General features: G+C 73.3%; 17 protein-coding genes. 12 read left to right on the top strand and 5 right to left on the bottom strand.

All coding sequences use genetic code 11. The annotated features are described in order from the left end of the window. Positions 1-7 precede the first annotated feature (7 nt). The gene (locus AB0C84_RS33490) at positions 8-1,615 is read right to left on the bottom strand and encodes a peptide chain release factor 3 (protein ID WP_361074250.1); all 1,608 of its coding nucleotides are present in this window, start codon (positions 1,613-1,615) and stop codon (positions 8-10) included. 99 nt (positions 1,616-1,714) lie between these two features. Here AB0C84_RS33490 and AB0C84_RS33485 point away from each other — a divergent pair, with 99 nt between their 5' ends. Next, positions 1,715-2,104 (top strand): MerR family transcriptional regulator, encoded by a 390-nt coding sequence (locus AB0C84_RS33485; RefSeq protein ID WP_361074248.1) that lies wholly within the window; start codon positions 1,715-1,717, stop codon positions 2,102-2,104. Between the two features lie 8 nt (positions 2,105-2,112). On the opposite strand, the gene AB0C84_RS33480 is transcribed toward AB0C84_RS33485, so the two are convergent. Further along, complete coding sequence (locus tag AB0C84_RS33480) at positions 2,113-2,751, bottom strand: TetR/AcrR family transcriptional regulator (protein WP_258941016.1); 639 nt, start codon at positions 2,749-2,751, stop codon at positions 2,113-2,115. Positions 2,752-2,860: 109 nt separating this feature from the next. Here AB0C84_RS33480 and AB0C84_RS33475 point away from each other — a divergent pair, with 109 nt between their 5' ends. Together AB0C84_RS33475 and AB0C84_RS33470 are read left to right on the top strand one after the other, a co-directional pair. Beyond that, entirely contained in the window at positions 2,861-3,865 is a 1,005-nt protein-coding gene (locus AB0C84_RS33475; protein ID WP_361074246.1) for an oxygenase MpaB family protein, read from the top strand. A 115-nt stretch (positions 3,866-3,980) separates the two neighbouring features. Beyond that, a complete protein-coding gene (locus AB0C84_RS33470) occupies positions 3,981-6,131 on the top strand; it encodes an acyl-CoA dehydrogenase (protein WP_361074244.1) in 2,151 nt (716 codons plus the stop codon). A 46-nt stretch (positions 6,132-6,177) separates the two neighbouring features. Here the strand turns inward: AB0C84_RS33470 and AB0C84_RS33465 are convergent, their stop codons facing one another. From AB0C84_RS33465 to AB0C84_RS33455, 3 genes are read right to left on the bottom strand one after another with little or no spacing between them, the layout of a single operon-like run. Then, entirely contained in the window at positions 6,178-7,215 is a 1,038-nt protein-coding gene (locus AB0C84_RS33465; RefSeq protein WP_361074242.1) for an aldo/keto reductase, read from the bottom strand. Between the two features lie 56 nt (positions 7,216-7,271). Further along, complete coding sequence (hypB, locus tag AB0C84_RS33460; protein ID WP_361074240.1) at positions 7,272-8,066, bottom strand: hydrogenase nickel incorporation protein HypB; 795 nt, start codon at positions 8,064-8,066, stop codon at positions 7,272-7,274. Then, positions 8,059-8,382 (bottom strand): hydrogenase maturation nickel metallochaperone HypA, encoded by a 324-nt coding sequence (locus AB0C84_RS33455; protein WP_312879219.1) that lies wholly within the window; start codon positions 8,380-8,382, stop codon positions 8,059-8,061. Before AB0C84_RS33455 ends, hypB begins: the two co-directional genes overlap by 8 nt. Before the next feature lie 196 nt (positions 8,383-8,578). Between AB0C84_RS33455 and AB0C84_RS33450 the strand changes: the two genes are divergently transcribed. The 9 genes from AB0C84_RS33450 to AB0C84_RS33410 all read left to right on the top strand — a co-directional run bounded on the left by AB0C84_RS33450 (position 8,579) and on the right by AB0C84_RS33410 (position 15,582). Then, on the top strand, positions 8,579-9,628 hold the full coding sequence (locus AB0C84_RS33450) for a hydrogenase expression protein HypE (RefSeq protein WP_179844076.1): 1,050 nt from the start codon (positions 8,579-8,581) through the stop codon (positions 9,626-9,628). A gap of 154 nt (positions 9,629-9,782) precedes the next feature. Further along, on the top strand, positions 9,783-11,588 hold the full coding sequence (locus AB0C84_RS33445; RefSeq protein WP_179844075.1) for a nickel-dependent hydrogenase large subunit: 1,806 nt from the start codon (positions 9,783-9,785) through the stop codon (positions 11,586-11,588). After that, positions 11,588-12,073 (top strand): hypothetical protein, encoded by a 486-nt coding sequence (locus tag AB0C84_RS33440; RefSeq protein ID WP_361074238.1) that lies wholly within the window; start codon positions 11,588-11,590, stop codon positions 12,071-12,073. The genes AB0C84_RS33445 and AB0C84_RS33440 overlap by 1 nt, the downstream gene beginning before the upstream one ends. Continuing rightward, positions 12,070-12,726: a DUF5947 family protein gene (locus AB0C84_RS33435; protein ID WP_361074236.1), complete on the top strand. Its 657-nt coding sequence runs from the start codon at positions 12,070-12,072 to the stop codon at positions 12,724-12,726. The genes AB0C84_RS33440 and AB0C84_RS33435 overlap by 4 nt, the downstream gene beginning before the upstream one ends. Beyond that, positions 12,723-12,926 carry a hypothetical protein gene (locus AB0C84_RS33430; protein WP_179844073.1) on the top strand — a complete coding sequence of 68 codons (204 nt, stop codon included), beginning with the start codon at positions 12,723-12,725 and terminating at the stop codon, positions 12,924-12,926. Before AB0C84_RS33435 ends, AB0C84_RS33430 begins: the two co-directional genes overlap by 4 nt. A 70-nt stretch (positions 12,927-12,996) precedes the next feature. Further along, a complete protein-coding gene (locus AB0C84_RS33425; protein WP_258941026.1) occupies positions 12,997-13,671 on the top strand; it encodes a DUF6084 family protein in 675 nt (224 codons plus the stop codon). After that, positions 13,659-14,651, top strand: a complete 993-nt coding sequence (locus AB0C84_RS33420; RefSeq protein ID WP_361074234.1) for a hypothetical protein — start codon at positions 13,659-13,661, stop codon at positions 14,649-14,651. The genes AB0C84_RS33425 and AB0C84_RS33420 overlap by 13 nt, the downstream gene beginning before the upstream one ends. After that, a complete protein-coding gene (locus AB0C84_RS33415) occupies positions 14,648-15,439 on the top strand; it encodes a hydrogenase maturation protease (protein ID WP_361074232.1) in 792 nt (263 codons plus the stop codon). Before AB0C84_RS33420 ends, AB0C84_RS33415 begins: the two co-directional genes overlap by 4 nt. Beyond that, the gene (locus AB0C84_RS33410) at positions 15,436-15,582 is read left to right on the top strand and encodes a hypothetical protein (protein ID WP_361074230.1); all 147 of its coding nucleotides are present in this window, start codon (positions 15,436-15,438) and stop codon (positions 15,580-15,582) included. The genes AB0C84_RS33415 and AB0C84_RS33410 overlap by 4 nt, the downstream gene beginning before the upstream one ends. Positions 15,583-15,604 lie beyond the last annotated feature (22 nt).

Genomic DNA, 15,604 nt, shown 5'->3' with positions numbered 1-15,604 from the left:
AAGAGGGTCAGTCTGGGAGGCCTGCGGCGAGCATGGGCGTGAGGGTGAGGTCGGGGTATTCGCGTTCGATCGCGCGTACTCGCCACTTGTCGACGAAGACCGCGATGTACGAGCCGTCGAGTGTGCGGGTGAGCACCTCGATACCGCGGCGCCCGTCGAGCGTCTCGGCGGACTCCTTGTCGGTGATGCGGGCGGTCGTGTAGTCGAGGCGGGAAAGCTCGACCGGCGCGCCGAACTCGTCGGCCATCCTTGCGGTGAACACGTCGAACTGGAGCGGGCCGACCGCGGCGAGGACGGGGGCCTGGTCGCCGCGCAGGTCGCTGCGCAGCACCTGCACGACGCCCTCGCTGTCGAGCTGGTCGATGCCGCGGCGGAACTGCTTGGCCCGGCTGTTGTCCTTGACCCGCGTCACCATGAAGTGCTCGGGGGCGAACGCCGGGATCGGCGGGAACGTCACGGGCGTCTTGGTGTACAGGGTGTCGCCGACGGTCAGGCCGGAGGCGTTGGGCAGCCCGATCACGTCCCCCGGGTAGGCGGCGTCCAGCGTGGAGCGGTCGCGGCCGAAGACCGTCTGGGCGTACTTGGTCGCCAGCGGACGCCCGGTCGGGGCGTGGGTGAGGGTCGCGCCGCGCTCGAACCGGCCCGAGCAGACCCGGATGAAGGCCAGCCGGTCGCGGTGCGCCCGGTCCATGCCCGCCTGCACCTTGAACACCTGCCCGGAGAACGGCGCCGTCACCGGGCGCGCGTGGCCCCCGGCGTCGGTGCGCGCGGACGGCGCGGGCGCCAGGCGGCGCACGGTCTCCAGCAGCGCGCTCACGCCGAAGTTGGGCAGCGCGGCGCCGAACAGGACGGGCGTGCAGGTGCCGGCGGCGAAGGCGTCCATGTCGAGGACGGCGCCGATCTCCTCCAGCAGCGCCAGCTCCTCGTTCGCGGTCGCCCACGCCTGGCCCTCCTCGGCGGCGGCCTGGTCGGCGGGGACGCGTTCGGCGACCGCCCGGGTGGCGCCGCCCGGGGTGCGGCGGAACCGGGTGTAGGCGCCGTCGGCGCGGTCGATCAGGCCGCGGAAGTCGCCGGCGATCCCGACCGGCCAGTTCAGCGGCGCCGGGTGCAGGCCGATGCGCTGCTCGACCTCGTCCAGCAGTTCCAGGGGCTCGCGGCCCGGCCGGTCCCACTTGTTGACGAACGTGATGACGGGGATGCCGCGGTGGCGGCACACGTCGAACAGCTTGAGCGTCTGCGCCTCCAGGCCCTTGGCCGAGTCCAGCAGCATGATCGCCCCGTCGACGGCGGCCAGCACGCGGTAGGTGTCCTCGGAGAAGTCGGCGTGGCCCGGGGTGTCGAGCAGGTTCAGCAGGGCGTCGCCGAACTCGAACCGCAGCACCGAGGAGGTGATGGAGATGCCGCGCGAGCGCTCCATGTCCATCCAGTCCGACCGCACGCCCCGCCGCCCGGCCTTGCCGTGCACCGCGCCGGCCTGCTCGATCGCCTGCGCGTGCAGGGCCAGGGCCTCGGTCAGCGTGGACTTGCCCGCGTCCGGGTGGCTGATCACCGCGAACGTCCGGCGGCGCGCCGCCTCCGCCGCAACGTCCTCCGCCGTGCCGATTCCGGCGCTCACCGCGCTCCCCTCTCCGACGACCGTCCCCGCATACTCTAACCTCACGTAAGAGTAAGTTGGCCGGTGGGTGCGGGACCGGCGGCAGGGGAGAGGAACCCGATGGACGGCAGGCACATGCAGATCGGCGAGGTCGCGGACCGGACCGGACTGAGCCTGCGCACCATCCGCCACTACGAGGAGGTCGGCCTCGCGCTCCCCACGGCGCGCTCCCAGGGCGGTTTCCGCCTCTACACCGACGGCGACGTGGCGCGCCTGCTGATCATCAAGCGGATGAAGCCGCTCGACTTCACCCTTGAGGAGATGCGCGACCTCCTGACGGTCCTGGACCGGCTCCGCTCCGGCGACGCGGCGCGCGGCGAGCTCGCCGAGCGCCTGGCCCGCTACCGCTCCCTGGTCGAGGAGCGCTGCGACAAGATCCGCAAGCGGCTGTCGGACGCCGAGCGGTTCTCCGCCGAGCTGTCGGCGGAGCTGGGCGAGCACCGCCGCTGACGGGGCCGCTACCCGCCGGAGAGGTGCGGGGCGGTCGTCGCGTGGAGGGCGAGGGAGAGCTCGACGGCGCTGTCGACGACGGCGTCGAGGTCGTCGCCCAGGCGGCCGTCGGCCCACTGCCCGGCCAGCTCGGTCATCGCGCCGGTGAACATCGTCGCGGCGACGACGACGGGGAGCCGCGGGCTCTCGGCGCGGCTCATCGCGAGGACGCCGTCCAGCAGGGCGGTCTGCGCGGCGCGGCGTCGCTCGGCCAGCACCTCGTTGCCGCGCGCCTCGGCGAACAGGACGCGGCCCCGGCGGGGGTCGTCGCTGATGAAGCTCAGCACGCCGCGGATGCCGGCGCGCGTGCGGACGTCGGGGCGGGGCCCGGCCTCGTCCAGGGCGCGGGCCAGGACCTCGCCGAGGGCGGCGGCCTCCCGGTCGTAGACGGCGGCGAGCAACTCGCCGGTGTCGGCGAAGTTCTCGTAGAAGTAGCGCGTGTGCAGCTCGGCCTCGCGACAGACGGCGCGGACGGTGAGCGCGGCCTCGCCCTCCTCGCCGAACAGCCGGAACGCGGCCCGGACGAGCATGGCGCGCCGCTCGTCGCGGCGCCGGCTCGCGGGGACGCCGGCCCACCGCGTGGACGCGGCCGTGCGCGTGCTCGCCATGCCGGTCACCCTACCCCGCCGGGCCGCGGCGGCCCCGAAGTCTGGACACGGGTGTACCCAGACATTTACTCTGGATACACCTGTCACCAGAATGGGCCGGGAGTGCGGCATGCCATCGAAGACCAACATCATCGCGGCGCGGTTCGAGCGGGCCTTCGACGCCGACATCCGCTCCAGGTTCTTCCGCGGGCTGGAGTTCGCGGGTCCGGAGGGGGATCCCGGGTGGTTCGGGCCCGGCAGCGCGGTCTGGTACGTCCACTCGCACCTGCCGACCCTGCTGCTCGGCCTGGTCGGGGCCGCCTATATCGAGGGCCTTGACCCGAGCATCAGCTGGATGGCCTACGACCACTCCCGCATCCCCGAGCGCGTCGACGGCGTCCCGACCGGCGGCATCGACCCCGAGGGCGCGGCCGTGCGGCTCGGGCACTCCCTCTCGTTCTTCATCGGGACGGCCTACGGCTCCACCGCGACGGCCGAGCGCCTCGCCCGGACCGTCCGCGCCATGCACCACACGGTGAAGGGCACCCGTCCGGACGGGCTCGCCTACGACGCCGACGACCCCGAATGGCTGCGCTGGAACTACGCGACCGTGGTGTGGGGGCTGGCGACCGCGCACGAGCGCTACCACCGCCGCCCGCTCAAGGGCGACGACCTGGAGCGGTACTACCGCGAGTTCGTCCGCGTCGGCGAGGCCCTCGGAGGGACGGACCTGCCCGCGACCAAGGCGGACGTGGCCGAGTGCCTGGAGTCCTACCTGCCGCGCCTCGCGATCACCCCGATCAAGGCGTTCGGGACGGGGCCCAACCTGCGCGACAGCAAGACCAAGCCGTGGGAGCCCGGCAGCCCGTTCATGGACTGGGCGGCCCGCGACATGCTGCCGGAGTGGGCGCGCAAGCTCGCCCTCTACCAGCCGCCCAACCCGGTGACGCTGCGGCTGCGCCGGACGACGCTGTGGGTCGTCCTCAACGCCCTGCACGACGCCACCGGCCCGCTGCCGGAGTTCCGCCAGGCGCGGGCGCGGGTCGCGGCGGGGGTGTCGGCACCGGTCGCCTCCACCGCGCCGGACGCTCCAGACCCGGTGCTGTCGCGCGCGGAGGTGGAGGCCAGCGCCTGACCCCGGTTCCCGGACGCGGTGTGCGGGAAGCGATCGACAGGGCCTACCCCCTCGCCCCGGACGGTAACCGAATGCCATTCTGGTGTCCTGGACGGGACGGAAGCTTGGAGGGGCCATGGCGATCGCCATCAGCGACGAACACCGCGAGCTGGCACGGACGGCGCGCTCGTTCCTGCGCGACCAGGAGGCGCGGGCGGCGAACCGCGAGCTGCTGGACGCCGAGAAGGAGACCCTGCCCGCCTTCTGGGCGGAGTTCGCCGCGCTGGGACTGCTCGGCCTGCACCTTCCCGAGGAGCACGGCGGCGGGGGAGCGGGCCTGCCGGAGCTGGTCGTGGTCGCCGAGGAGCTCGGCCGCGCCGCCGCGCCCGGCCCGATGCTGCCGACGATGATCGCCTCCGCCGTCCTCGCCGCGTCGGGCGACGGGGAGCGGCGGGCCCGCCTCCTGCCCGGCCTCGCGTCGGGCGCGACCCCGGCGGCCCTCGGGGTTGACGGCGCGCTCACCGTGACCGGCGGCGCCGCGACCGGGGACGCGGGCGTCGTGCTGGGCGGCGGCCTCGCGGAACTGCTCGTCCTGCCCGCCGGCGACGACATGGTCGTCGTGCGGGCCGACGCGCCGGGCGTCGCGGTCGAGGTGCCCGGCAACCTGGACCCGTCCCGCCGCTCCGCCCGCGTGCGGCTGGACGGCGCCGCCGTGGAGGTCCTCGCCGGGGCCCGCGCCCACGCGACCGCCGTCGCCCGGACGCTGATGTCGGCCGAGGCGGTCGGCGGCGCGCTGGAGTGCGTCGAGACCGCCACCGCGTACGCCAAGGTGCGGCAGCAGTTCGGGCGGCCGATCGCGACGTTCCAGGCCGTCAAGCACCACTGCGCGAACATGCTCGTCGCCGCGGAGCTGGCCACGGCCGCGGTGTGGGACGCGGCGCGGGCCGCGTCCGGCCCGTCCGACCAGTTCGAGCTGGCCGCGGCCGTGGCGGCGACGCTCGCCCTGCCCGCCTTCACCTCCAACGCGGGCCTGAACATCCAGGTGCACGGCGGCATCGGCTTCACCTGGGAGCACGACGCGCACCTGCTGCTGCGCCGCGCCGCGACGCTGGAGGCCGTCGCCGGGCCGCACGCCGCGGAGCGGGACGTGACCCGGCTGCGGGCGGCCGGGGTCGTCCGGGAGGCGAGCCTCGACCTGCCGCCCGAGGCCGAGGCGCGGCGCGCGGAGATCCGGGCGCTGGCCCGGGAGATCGCCGCGCTGCCCGAGGGCGAGCAGCGCGAGAGGCTGATCGAGACCGGCTACGTCCAGCCGCACTGGCCGCGCCCCTGGGGCGTGGCGGCGAGCGCCGGGCTGCAACTGGTCATCGAGGACGAGTTCCGCGCGGCGGGCGTGAAGCGCCCGCAGCTCGGCATCACCGGCTGGGTGATCCTCACGCTCGTCCAGCACGGCACGCAGGACCAGATCGACCGGTGGGTGCGCCCGGCGCTCACCGGCGAGGAGGTCTGGTGCCAGCTGTTCAGCGAGCCCGAGGCCGGGTCGGACGCGGCCGCCGTCAGGACCCGCGCCGTGAAGGTGGACGGCGGCTGGCTCGTCAACGGCCAGAAGGTGTGGACGAGCGGCGCCCAGTACTGCCGCTGGGGCTTCGCCACCGTCCGCACCGACCCCGACGCGCCGAAGCACTCCGGGGTCACGATGGTCGTCGTCGACATGCACCACCCGGGCGTGGAGGTCCGGCCGCTGCGCCAGACGACCGGGACCTCCGACTTCAACGAGGTGTTCTTCTCCGACGTCTTCGTCCCGGACGCCGACGTCGTCGGAGCCCCCAACCAGGGCTGGACGGTCGCCCGCGCCACCCTCGGCAACGAGCGGGTCAGCATCGGCGGCGGCGTCGGCGGCCCGCCGGGACCCGACGTGTTCCGGCTCTACGCCGAGCACGGCGACCGCGTCCCGGCGGCGGCCGAGCGCGTCGGCGCGTACGCCGCCGAGGAGCAGGCGCTGCGCCTGCTCAACCTGCGGTCGGCCGAGCGCGCGGTCGCGGGCGGCGAGCCGGGCCCCGAGGGCAACATCACCAAGCTCGTCCTCGCCGAGCACGGCCACGCCACCGCCGCGCTTCTCGCCGAGTTCGCCGGGCCGCAGACCGCGTTCACCGACGGCCTCGGCCAGTTCGCGGGCCTGATGCGCCTCGGGTCCCGGGGCATGTCCATCGCGGGCGGCACCTCCGAGATCACCCGCAACCAGATCGCCGAGCGCATCCTCGGCCTGCCCCGCGACCCGCTGATCCGCTGACCCGGCACGGTCCGGCCCCGGTGCGGCTGCGCCGGGGCCGGGGGGCTCAGGACCGGCGGCGGTGCCCCGCCTCCAGGGACGGGTTGCCGGTCATGTGCCGGATGCCGGCCATGTCGGTACCGGGCGGGACGACCTCGTCGATGGCGTCGAGGATGGCGGCGTCGAGCCGGACGTCGGCGGCGCCGAGCAGGTCCTCCAGCTGCGCCATCGTCTTGGGCCCGATGATCGTCGAGGTGATGGCCGGGTGCTCGGCGACGAACCCGAGGGCCAGGTGGGTCAGCGACAGGCCCGCCTGCTCGGCGATCTTGGTGAGGCGCTCCACGGCGTCGTAGCGGGCCGAGACGCTGGGGTCGACGTCGACCGTGCGGCCCGCCCACGCCGAGTTCTCCGACGGCGCGAAGCGGGCGCCCTCGGGGGCCTGCTCGCCGCGCCGGTACTTGCCGGTGAGCCAGCCGCCGGCGAGCGGGCTCCACGGGATGACGCCCATGCCGTGCCGGCGCGCCGCGGGCAGCATCGACTCCTCGATCGAGCGCGAGAAGATCGAGTACTGCGGCTGCTCGCAGACGAACCGGACGCCGCCCCGGCGCTCGGCGGCCCACTGCGCCTCGACGATCCAGTCGGCGGGGAAGCACGACGACCCGACGTAGAGCACCTTGCCCTGGCGGACGAGGTCGGTCAGCGCGTCGAGGGTCTCCTCGAGGTCGGTCTCCCAGTCGCGGCGGTGCATCTGGTACAGGTCGATGCGGTCGGTGCCGAGGCGGCGCAGGCTCTCCTCCACGGCGCGGACGATGTAGCGCCGCGAGCCGCCCCGCGAGTTGCGCTCCTCGCCGAGGGGGAAGAAGAACTTCGACGCGAGGACGACGTCGTCCCGGCGGCCCTTGAGGGCCTTGCCGACGATCTCCTCGCTCTCCCCGGCCGAGTACATGTCGGCGGTGTCGATGAAGTTGATCCCGGCGTCCAGCGCCCGGTGGACGATGCGCTCGGACTCGCCGTGGTCGGGGTTGCCGACCGCGCCGAACATCATCGCGCCGAGGGTCTGGGTGCTGACCTCGACGCCGGTACGGCCGAGCTTGCGGTACTGCATGCGTGCTCCTCGTCAGTCGCTCGCGCAGAACGCTAGATGCTGGAGCGCGCTCCAGGTCAAGGCCCGGCCGTCGCCTCGTCGAGCCAGTCGTACCAGGCGTCCAGGCCGTCGCCGCGGGTCGCCGAGACGGGCAGCACGCGCAGCCCGGGGCACAGCCGGCGGGCCGCGTCCCGGCAGGCGTCCACGTCGAAGTCGACGTGCGGCAGCAGGTCGGTCTTGTTGAGCAGCAGGACGTCCGCGCCGCGGAACATGTGCGGGTACTTCAGCGGCTTGTCGTCGCCCTCGGTGACGGACATGAGCACGACGCGGGCCCGCTCGCCGAGGTCGAACAGCGCCGGGCAGACGAGGTTGCCGACGTTCTCGACGAACACCGTGGACCCGTCCGGCGGGGCCAGCGCGGCCAGCGCGCCGGCCACCATCGCGGCGTCGAGGTGGCAGCCGGCGCCCGTGTTGACCTGGACGGTCCGGGCTCCGGCGGCGGCGAGGCGCCGCGCGTCCAGCAGCGTCTCCTGGTCGCCCTCGATCACCGCGATCGGGCGGTCCCGGCTCAGGTCGGCGACGGTGCGCTCCAGCAGCGTCGTCTTCCCCGAACCGGGGGAGCTCATCACGTTGAGCGCGGCGATGCCGCGTTCGGCCAGCCACGCCCGGTTCCGGCCGGCCAGGTCGTCGTTGCGGGCCAGCACCTTCTGGCCCAGCGTCACGACGTGCCCGTCCTCGTGCCCGTGCCCGTGTCCGGGGACGGGGTCGTGGACGTGGATGCGCCCGGCGGCGTGGCCGGGGCCGTCCCCGGGGGCCGTCAGGGTCGTCAGGCGCGCGGCGTCCTCGCCGTCGCAGCCGCAGGTCTCACACATCGTCGGCGACCTCCACCGCTTTGATCGTCAGGTCGGCGCCGCCGCTGATCACCACGTCGGCGCTGCCGCACGGGCACATCGCGAGCGGGTCGCGCGCGGGGAACGAGACCCCGCAGGCGGCGCAGTCGCCGACGCCCTCCGGCTCGGTGATGTCGAGCCGCGCGCCCTCGACGCACGTCCCCTCGCCGGCCAGTTCGAAGCAGAAACGCACCGCGTCCGGCATGACTCCGGAAAGTCTCCCTATTTCGAGGTGGACCACCACCACCCGCGAATCGGGCAATTGGGTAGAAATTGCCGCGATGACGCTCTCCGTCACGGCCAATTCGTGCACGCGCCCTCCCGGCCCGCTTCCATTGTCCCAGCGCCGTTCTGCTGCCCCGATCTTCCCAGCTCAAACGGTGTGTTTACCGAATCGGGGAAACGGCTTGAGGGGCTTTTCGGGCGGTGTTTCGCGCCGTTCCCGCAGGGCAACCGCATGGGTGATGACCTTCAGACGGTCGAGGGGGGAAGCGATGACGAGCGCGGCTCCGGCGCAACCGCTGACGGACGAGATCCACATTCTGTGGACGTCCGAGGGAATGAGCTGCGACGGGGACACGGTCTCGGTGACCGCGGCCTCGCTGCCGAGCATCGAGGACGTCGTCCTCGGTGCGATACCGGGCCTGCCGAAGGTCCACCTGCACAACAAGGTGCTCGCCTACGAGAACGGCGACGAGTTCATGGAGGCGTTCCGGCAGGCCGCGCGCGGCGAGCTGGCGCCCTTCGTCCTCGTCGTCGAGGGCTCGATCCCCAACGAGAACATCAACGGGGAGGGCTACTGGACGTCCATGGGCAACGACCCCGAGACCGGCGAGCCGATCACGCTGAACACGTGGATCGACCGGCTCGCGCCGAAGGCCTGGGCGGTCGTGGCGATCGGGACGTGCGCGACCTACGGCGGCATCCACGCCATGGCGGGCAACCCGACGGGCTGCATGGGCCTCGCCGACTACCTCGGCTGGGACTTCCGCTCCGCGGGAGGGCTGCCGATCGTGAACGTGCCGGGCTGCCCCGTCCAGCCGGACAACTTCATGGAGACGCTGCTCTGGGTGCTGCACCAGGCCGCCGGGCAGGCGCCGGTCATCCCGCTGGACGACAAGCTGCGCCCGACGTGGCTGTTCGGCAAGACCGTGCACGAGGGCTGCGACCGCGCCGCCTACTACGAGCAGGCCGACTTCGCGCGCGACTACAACTCGCCGAAGTGCCAGGTGAAGATCGGATGCTGGGGCCCGGTCGTGAACTGCAACGTCACCAAGCGCGGCTGGATGGACGGCGTCGGTGGCTGCCCCAACGTGGGCGGCATCTGCATCGGCTGCACCATGCCCGGCTTCCCGGACAAGTTCATGCCGTTCATGGACGAGCCGCCCGGGGCGAGCCTGTCCACGACGCTGCTGCGGTCCTACGGGCCGTTCATCCGGAAGATGCGGTCGATCACCAACAAGAGCGCGAACCGGGAGCCGAAGTGGCGCCACAACCGGGAGAGGCTGACCAGCGGCTACCAGCCCCGCTGGCCGCACCAGTGAGCAACGGCCGCGCCGGTGGGCCGCCCCACCGGCGCGACAGGGCCTGACCAGGAGACACAGGGCCTGACCAGGACAGACACGGACGCAGAACGGCCGCGCCGAGGGACGGCGGCCGGGCGAGGGAACAGGGGCGAGTCATGGAGCGGGGCGAGTCATGAAGCAGGGGACGCAGGCGCGAGGCGAACGGGCCGCCACGCAGGCGGGACTCGTCGAGGTGGCGTTCGACCCGATCACCCGGATCGTCGGCAACCTCGGCATCTACACCAAGATCGACTTCGCGAACGGGCGGGTGGCCGAGTGCCGGAGCACCTCGTCCATCTTCCGCGGCTACAGCGTGTTCATGAAGGGCAAGGACCCGCGCGACGCGCACTTCATCACCAGCCGGATCTGCGGCATCTGCGGCGACAACCACGCGGTCTGCTCGATCTACGCCCAGAACATGGCCTACGGGATCAAGCCGCCGCCGCTCGCCGAGTGGATCGTCAACCTCGGCGAGGCCGCCGAGTACATGTTCGACCACACGCTGTTCCAGGACAACCTGGTCTTCGTCGACTTCTGCGAGCGGATGGTCGCCGAGACGAACCCGGGCCTGCTCGCCACGGCCAAGAACACCGACGCGCCCCGCGGCTCCGTGCACGGCTTCCGCAAGATCGCCGACATCATGTCGGCGTTCAACCCGTTCGAGGGCTCGGTCTACAAGGAGGCCCTCCAGCTCAGCCGCATCACCCGCGAGATGATCTGCCTGATGGAGGGGCGCCACGTCCACCCGTCCACGCTGTACCCGGGCGGCGTGGGGACGGTCGCGACGCCGCAGGTGTTCACCGACTACCTCGTCCGGCTGACGCGCTGCCTCGACTTCGTCAAGCGGGCCGTCGCGATGAACGACGACATCTTCGACTTCTTCCTGGAGGCGCTGCCCGGCTACGACCAGGTGGGCCGGCGGCGGACGCTGCTCGGCTGCTGGGGCGCCTTCCAGAACCCGGACGTGTGCGACTACGACTACCGGCACATGTCGGAGTGGGGGCGGGCCGCCTACGTCACCCCGGGCGTCGTCGTGGACGGGCAGCTCGTCACGACGGACCTCGTCGACATCAACCTCGGCATGCGGATCCTGCTCGGCAGCTCCTACTACGACGACTGGGCCAACGAGGAGACCTTCGTCAAGGAGGACCCGCTCGGCAACCCGATCGACCAGCGGCACCCCTGGAACCAGACGACGCTGCCGAACCCGCAGAAGCGCGACCTCGACGGCGGCAAGTACAGCTGGGTGATGAGCCCGCGCTGGCGCCACCCCGAGACCGGCGACCACCTCGCGCTCGACACCGGCGGCGGGCCGCTCGCCCGGCTGTGGGCGACCGCGCTGGCCGGCGAGGTGGACACCCCGTACGTCCGCTCCACCGGGCACAGCGTGCAGATCGACCTGCCGAAGACCCCCGGCATGCCGGAGGTCAACCTGGAGTGGAAGCCGCCGCAGTACGCCAACACGATCGAGCGCGACCGGGCCCGCGCCTACTTCATCGCCTACGCGGCGGGGATGGCGCTGCACTTCGCCGAGAAGGCCCTCGACGAGGTCCGGTCCGGGCGGACGAAGGTGTTCACCGACTTCGACGTCCCGGACGAGGCGATCGGGTGCGGGTTCCACGAGGCGGTCCGCGGCGTGCTGTCGCACCACCTCGTCATCCGCGACGGCAAGATCGCCAACTACCACCCGTACCCGCCGACGCCGTGGAACGCCAGCCCGCGCGACTCCTACGGCACGCCCGGCCCGTACGAGGACGCCGTCCAGGACCAGCCGATCTTCGAGGAGAACGGCCCGGACGACTTCAAGGGCATCGACATCATGCGGACGGTCCGCAGCTTCGACCCGTGCCTGCCGTGCGGCGTGCACATGTACGTCGGCAACGGCCGGACGATCGAGAAGCGGCACTCCCCGATGTTCGGCGCGCAGGAAGGCCACTGATGGGCTGGGACGACGAGCGCGTCCGCGAGCACGTCCAGCGCCTCGAAGGGCTGCTCGACGGGCTCGACCCCGGGGGGCACCAGGCCGTCCAGGCGCTGGTGGAGCTGTACGGGGAGGCCCTCGGGCGGGTCGTGCGGCTCTGCGCGGACGCCTCGACGCTGGCCGGCGACGAGTTGGTCGGCCACCTGCTGGCCATGCACGGCCTGCACCCCGAGGCGCCGGAGGCGCGGGTCCGGCGGGCCCTCGCCGCGCTGGAGGGGTTCCTGGCCAAGCACCGCACGACCGTGGAGCTGACCGGGGCCGACGGGGACACGGTGCGGCTGCGGGTCGCGACCGAGGGGCGCGCCGCCGCGCCGCGCCCGGTGCTGGACGCCGTGGAGCGGGCGGCCCTCGCCGCGGCGCCGGAACTGGAGCGGGTCGAGATCGAGGCGCCCGCGCCGGAGAAGGTGCTGATCACCCTGGACCAGGTGCGGAGCCGCGCATGACGCCGGAGCTCCGCACGCCGAGGCTGGCCGCGCTGGCCTCGGCTCCGCCTCGCCCGGTGCCGCCGCCGGCCGGGGCCGTGGAGCGGTGCGAGCTGTGCGCCGCACCGCTGCACGACGCGCACCGGCACCTGCTCGACCTGGAGAAGGGCGAGCTGCTGTGCGCGTGCGGGGCGTGCACCGTCCTGTTCGACGGCCAGGCGGCGGGCGGACGCCACTACCGGCTGATCCCGGACCGGCGGCGCGAGCTGACCGGCTTCCGCCTGGACGGCCCGCTCTGGGCCGGCCTCGGCATCCCGGTCGACCTCGCGTTCTTCTCCGTCTCCGGGACGGGCGAGGTCACGGCCCGCTATCCCAGCCCGGCGGGGGCGCTGCACGCGGACGTCCACGCCGGGAGCTGGGGGCGCCTGGCCGAGGCCAACCCCGTCCTGGCGGAGCTGCGCCCGGACGTGGAGGCGCTCGTCGTGCACCGGGCGCGGGACGCGGCCGAGCACTGGATCCTCCCGATCGACGACTGCTACCGCCTCACCGCGCTGCTGCGCGAGCACTGGACGGGCTTCACCGGCGGCGAGGCGGTCTGGCATCACATCGGCGCGTTCTTCACCGAGTTGAGGACGGCCCAGGCGGCCGCCGAGGAGATGAGGGGAACACGATGATCAGAGTGGGGAAGCCCGACGTCTCTCCGGACAAGCCCTCGCACACGCGGGGCGTCCGCGAGGGCAACCAGACGGGCAACTACGACAAGCAGGTCGGGCACCTGCCCGACGGCACGTCCACCGCGGCCCGCTCGACGGGGATCAACCCGGAGACGCACGGCCCGATCCTCGACTCGATGCCGAACCTCTCCCCGGCATGAGCGCAGCGGAGCAGAGCATCGCAGCGATCCGGGGGGCGTGGGGGGTCGTCCCCCCTCGAAGGGGCAGAGCATGATGACCGGGACACCGGAGCTGGGGCTCGATCTGCTCGGCATCGAGCCGGAGGCGTTCGCGGCGACGCCGACGCTGAGCCTGCGGATCGGGCTGCGGCGGCTGGACGGCGGGCCCGTCCAGTGCGTGCTGCTCACCACGACGGTGACGATCGCGGCGGCGCGCCGCGGCTACGACGACGCCGAGCGCGACCGGCTCGCCGGGGTGTTCGGCCCGCCGGAGATGTGGGACCGGTCGCTGCGCGGCCTGACCTGGGCGCGGGTCGGCGCCACCGTGCCGACGTTCCGCGGCGCGGCGGAGGCGACGCTGTCCCTGCCGTGCGGGCACGACATGCAGGTCGCGGCCGACCGGTACCTGCACGCGCTCGGCGGCGGCGACGTCCCGCTCGACCTGGTCTTCAACGGGACGGTCTTCTATCCCGGCGAGGACGGCGCGCTGCGCACCGGGCAGATCCCGTGGCAGCACGAGGCCACCGGCGACCTGCCCCTCCAGGTGTGGAGGGACCTCATGGGCCGCTACTACGGCACCGCCCGCTGGCTGCGGCTGGACGACGACTGCTTCGGCCGCCTGTCGGCCTACCGGGCGCGCCGCGCGCACTCCTCGTTCGACGACACGGTCGACGAACTGCTGCGCCACGCCGAGAAACGACGCGAGGAGGAAGAGTGGACCGTTTAAGGGCCATAGCGGACACCGTCCTCTATGAGGGGTACCTCCTCTGGCCGTACCGCCGGTCCGCCTTGAAGAACCGGCAGCGCTGGACGATCGGGGGCGTCTACCCGCGCGGCTACGCCGAACGGAACCGCGACCACTGGACGGTCCACGCCGAGTTCCTCCTCGAAGCCGGGCCCGGCGCGGACGTCGAGGTCACGCTGCGGTTCCTGCACGCGGTGCACCGCCAGGTGATGCACGGCGACCGTCCCGTGGACGAGATCCGCGTCGGCGACGAGATCTGCACCACCTGGCAGGAGGCCCGGGAACGGGAGTTCTCCAGCGGCCCGATCGCGGTCGAGCGCCTCGTGCGCGCTCCCGTCCGGGTCCCCATCGAGGCGGCCGCGGGCACCGAGGAGGAGCCCGTGGACGGCAAGGCGTCGTGCAGCGGCGGCGGTGTGCGGTTCGTCCGGTCGTGGGGCCGGGTGAACGGGCTCGTGGAGGTCTCGGCCGTGCCCGCCGGGGACGGCGTGGTGCGGCTGCGCGTCGAGGTCGTCAACACGGGCACCGCCGAGGAGCGCGAGGGCGCCGTCCGCGCCGGGATGCTGTGCGCGCATGTCGTTGCGCACACGGGCGGCGGCGCGTTCGTGTCGCTCACGGATCCGCCGGAGCGGCTCGCGGAGGCCGCGGCCGGGTGCGGCAAGGACGGCCTGTGGCCGGTGCTCGCCGGGGAGCCGGGCAGCCGCGACACCGTCCTCGCGGCGCCGATCGTCCTCTACGACTGGCCGCAGGTGGCGCCGGAGAGCCCCGGCGACCTGTTCGACGGGACGGAGATCGACCAGCTGCTGATCCTCAGCGTGCTCAGCCTCACCGAGGACGAGCGGCGGGAGGTGGCGGCGACGGACCCGAAGGCGCGGCGGATCCTGGAGCGGTGCGGCGCGCTGTCGACCGGTGAACTGCTCGCGCTGCACGGGACCCTGCGGGATCCCCGGAGGGACGTCTGGTGAGCGGGGACGACGTGAGCGGGGACGACGTGAGCGCGGGCGGGCGGGGGACGGCTCCGGGGAGCCGGGTCCGGCTGCGGCCCCGCGGCGGCGCGGACATCTTCGACCTGGCGCTCCTCGGGCGCACCGCCGTCGTCGAGCGCGTCGAGGAGGACATGGAGGGCGGGGTGCATCTGGTCGTCGCGCTGGACGACGACCCGGGCCGCGACCTCGGCCCCTACAACCAGCTCGGGCACCGCTTCTTCGTCCGGCCGGACGAGGTCGAGCCGCTGCCCGGTGAGGCGCCGTCCCGCACGGTGCTCGTCGCGGGGATCGGGAACGTCTTCCACGGCGACGACGGGTTCGGCGTGGAGGTCGTCCGGCGGCTGCGGGCCGGTCCCCAGCCGCCCGGAGTGGACGTGGTCGACTTCGGCATCCGCGGCCTCGACCTCATGTACGCGCTCGGCGACGGGTACGAGGCGGCGGTCCTGGTCGACGCGGCGGAGCGCGGCCACGCGCCCGGCACCGTGTCGCTGGTCGAGCCCGGCCCGGACGACTTCGGCGGCGTCGCCGTCGACGCGCACGGCCTCGACCCGGCGAGGGTGCTGCGGCTGGCCCGGGACAACGGCCGGGTCCCGCCGCGCATCCTGCTCGTCGCGTGCGAGCCGGCGGCGCGGACCACGGACGCCACCTGGGAGATGAGGCTCAGCGCGCCGGTCGCCGCGGCGGTCGAGGAGGCCGCCGCGCTGGTCGAGCGGCTGCTGGCGGAGGAATTCACGCAGGAACTCGCGCAGAAGGGAGCGGGGGGATGAACAGGAAGAAGCATTGCGGCCCGGGCGCCGGCCGGCCGGGCGCCGTCCGGCTGATGCTCGGGCTGGTCGCGGTCGCCGCGATCGCGGCGATCGTCAAGGAGATGCCGTCGCTGCGGCGGTACCTCAAAGCCGAGTCGATGTGATCGGGGACGCGGAGCGGACGCT

It is taken from the genome of Actinomadura sp. NPDC048955 (assembly GCF_040649435.1).
Lineage (GTDB): Bacteria > Actinomycetota > Actinomycetes > Streptosporangiales > Streptosporangiaceae > Spirillospora > Spirillospora luteofluorescens.
Note: the sequence above shows the minus strand (reverse complement) of the source record. Positions and strands in the feature narration are given on the sequence as shown.

Excerpts from the sequence above, each read along its gene's own strand:
- AB0C84_RS33450 (WP_179844076.1), top strand. The coding sequence starts at position 8,579 with ATGACGAGCGCGGCTCCGGCGCAACCGCTGACGGACGAGATCCACATT.
- AB0C84_RS33410 (WP_361074230.1), top strand. The coding sequence starts at position 15,436 with ATGAACAGGAAGAAGCATTGCGGCCCGGGCGCCGGCCGGCCGGGCGCC.
- AB0C84_RS33465 (WP_361074242.1), bottom strand. The coding sequence starts at position 7,215 with ATGCAGTACCGCAAGCTCGGCCGTACCGGCGTCGAGGTCAGCACCCAG.
- AB0C84_RS33470 (WP_361074244.1), top strand. The coding sequence starts at position 3,981 with ATGGCGATCGCCATCAGCGACGAACACCGCGAGCTGGCACGGACGGCG.
- AB0C84_RS33425 (WP_258941026.1), top strand. The coding sequence starts at position 12,997 with ATGATGACCGGGACACCGGAGCTGGGGCTCGATCTGCTCGGCATCGAG.
- AB0C84_RS33480 (WP_258941016.1), bottom strand. The coding sequence starts at position 2,751 with ATGGCGAGCACGCGCACGGCCGCGTCCACGCGGTGGGCCGGCGTCCCC.
- AB0C84_RS33475 (WP_361074246.1), top strand. The coding sequence starts at position 2,861 with ATGCCATCGAAGACCAACATCATCGCGGCGCGGTTCGAGCGGGCCTTC.
- AB0C84_RS33485 (WP_361074248.1), top strand. The coding sequence starts at position 1,715 with ATGGACGGCAGGCACATGCAGATCGGCGAGGTCGCGGACCGGACCGGA.
- AB0C84_RS33445 (WP_179844075.1), top strand. The coding sequence starts at position 9,783 with ATGAAGCAGGGGACGCAGGCGCGAGGCGAACGGGCCGCCACGCAGGCG.
- hypB (WP_361074240.1), bottom strand. The coding sequence starts at position 8,066 with ATGTGTGAGACCTGCGGCTGCGACGGCGAGGACGCCGCGCGCCTGACG.
- AB0C84_RS33440 (WP_361074238.1), top strand. The coding sequence starts at position 11,588 with ATGGGCTGGGACGACGAGCGCGTCCGCGAGCACGTCCAGCGCCTCGAA.
- AB0C84_RS33430 (WP_179844073.1), top strand. The coding sequence starts at position 12,723 with ATGATCAGAGTGGGGAAGCCCGACGTCTCTCCGGACAAGCCCTCGCAC.
- AB0C84_RS33435 (WP_361074236.1), top strand. The coding sequence starts at position 12,070 with ATGACGCCGGAGCTCCGCACGCCGAGGCTGGCCGCGCTGGCCTCGGCT.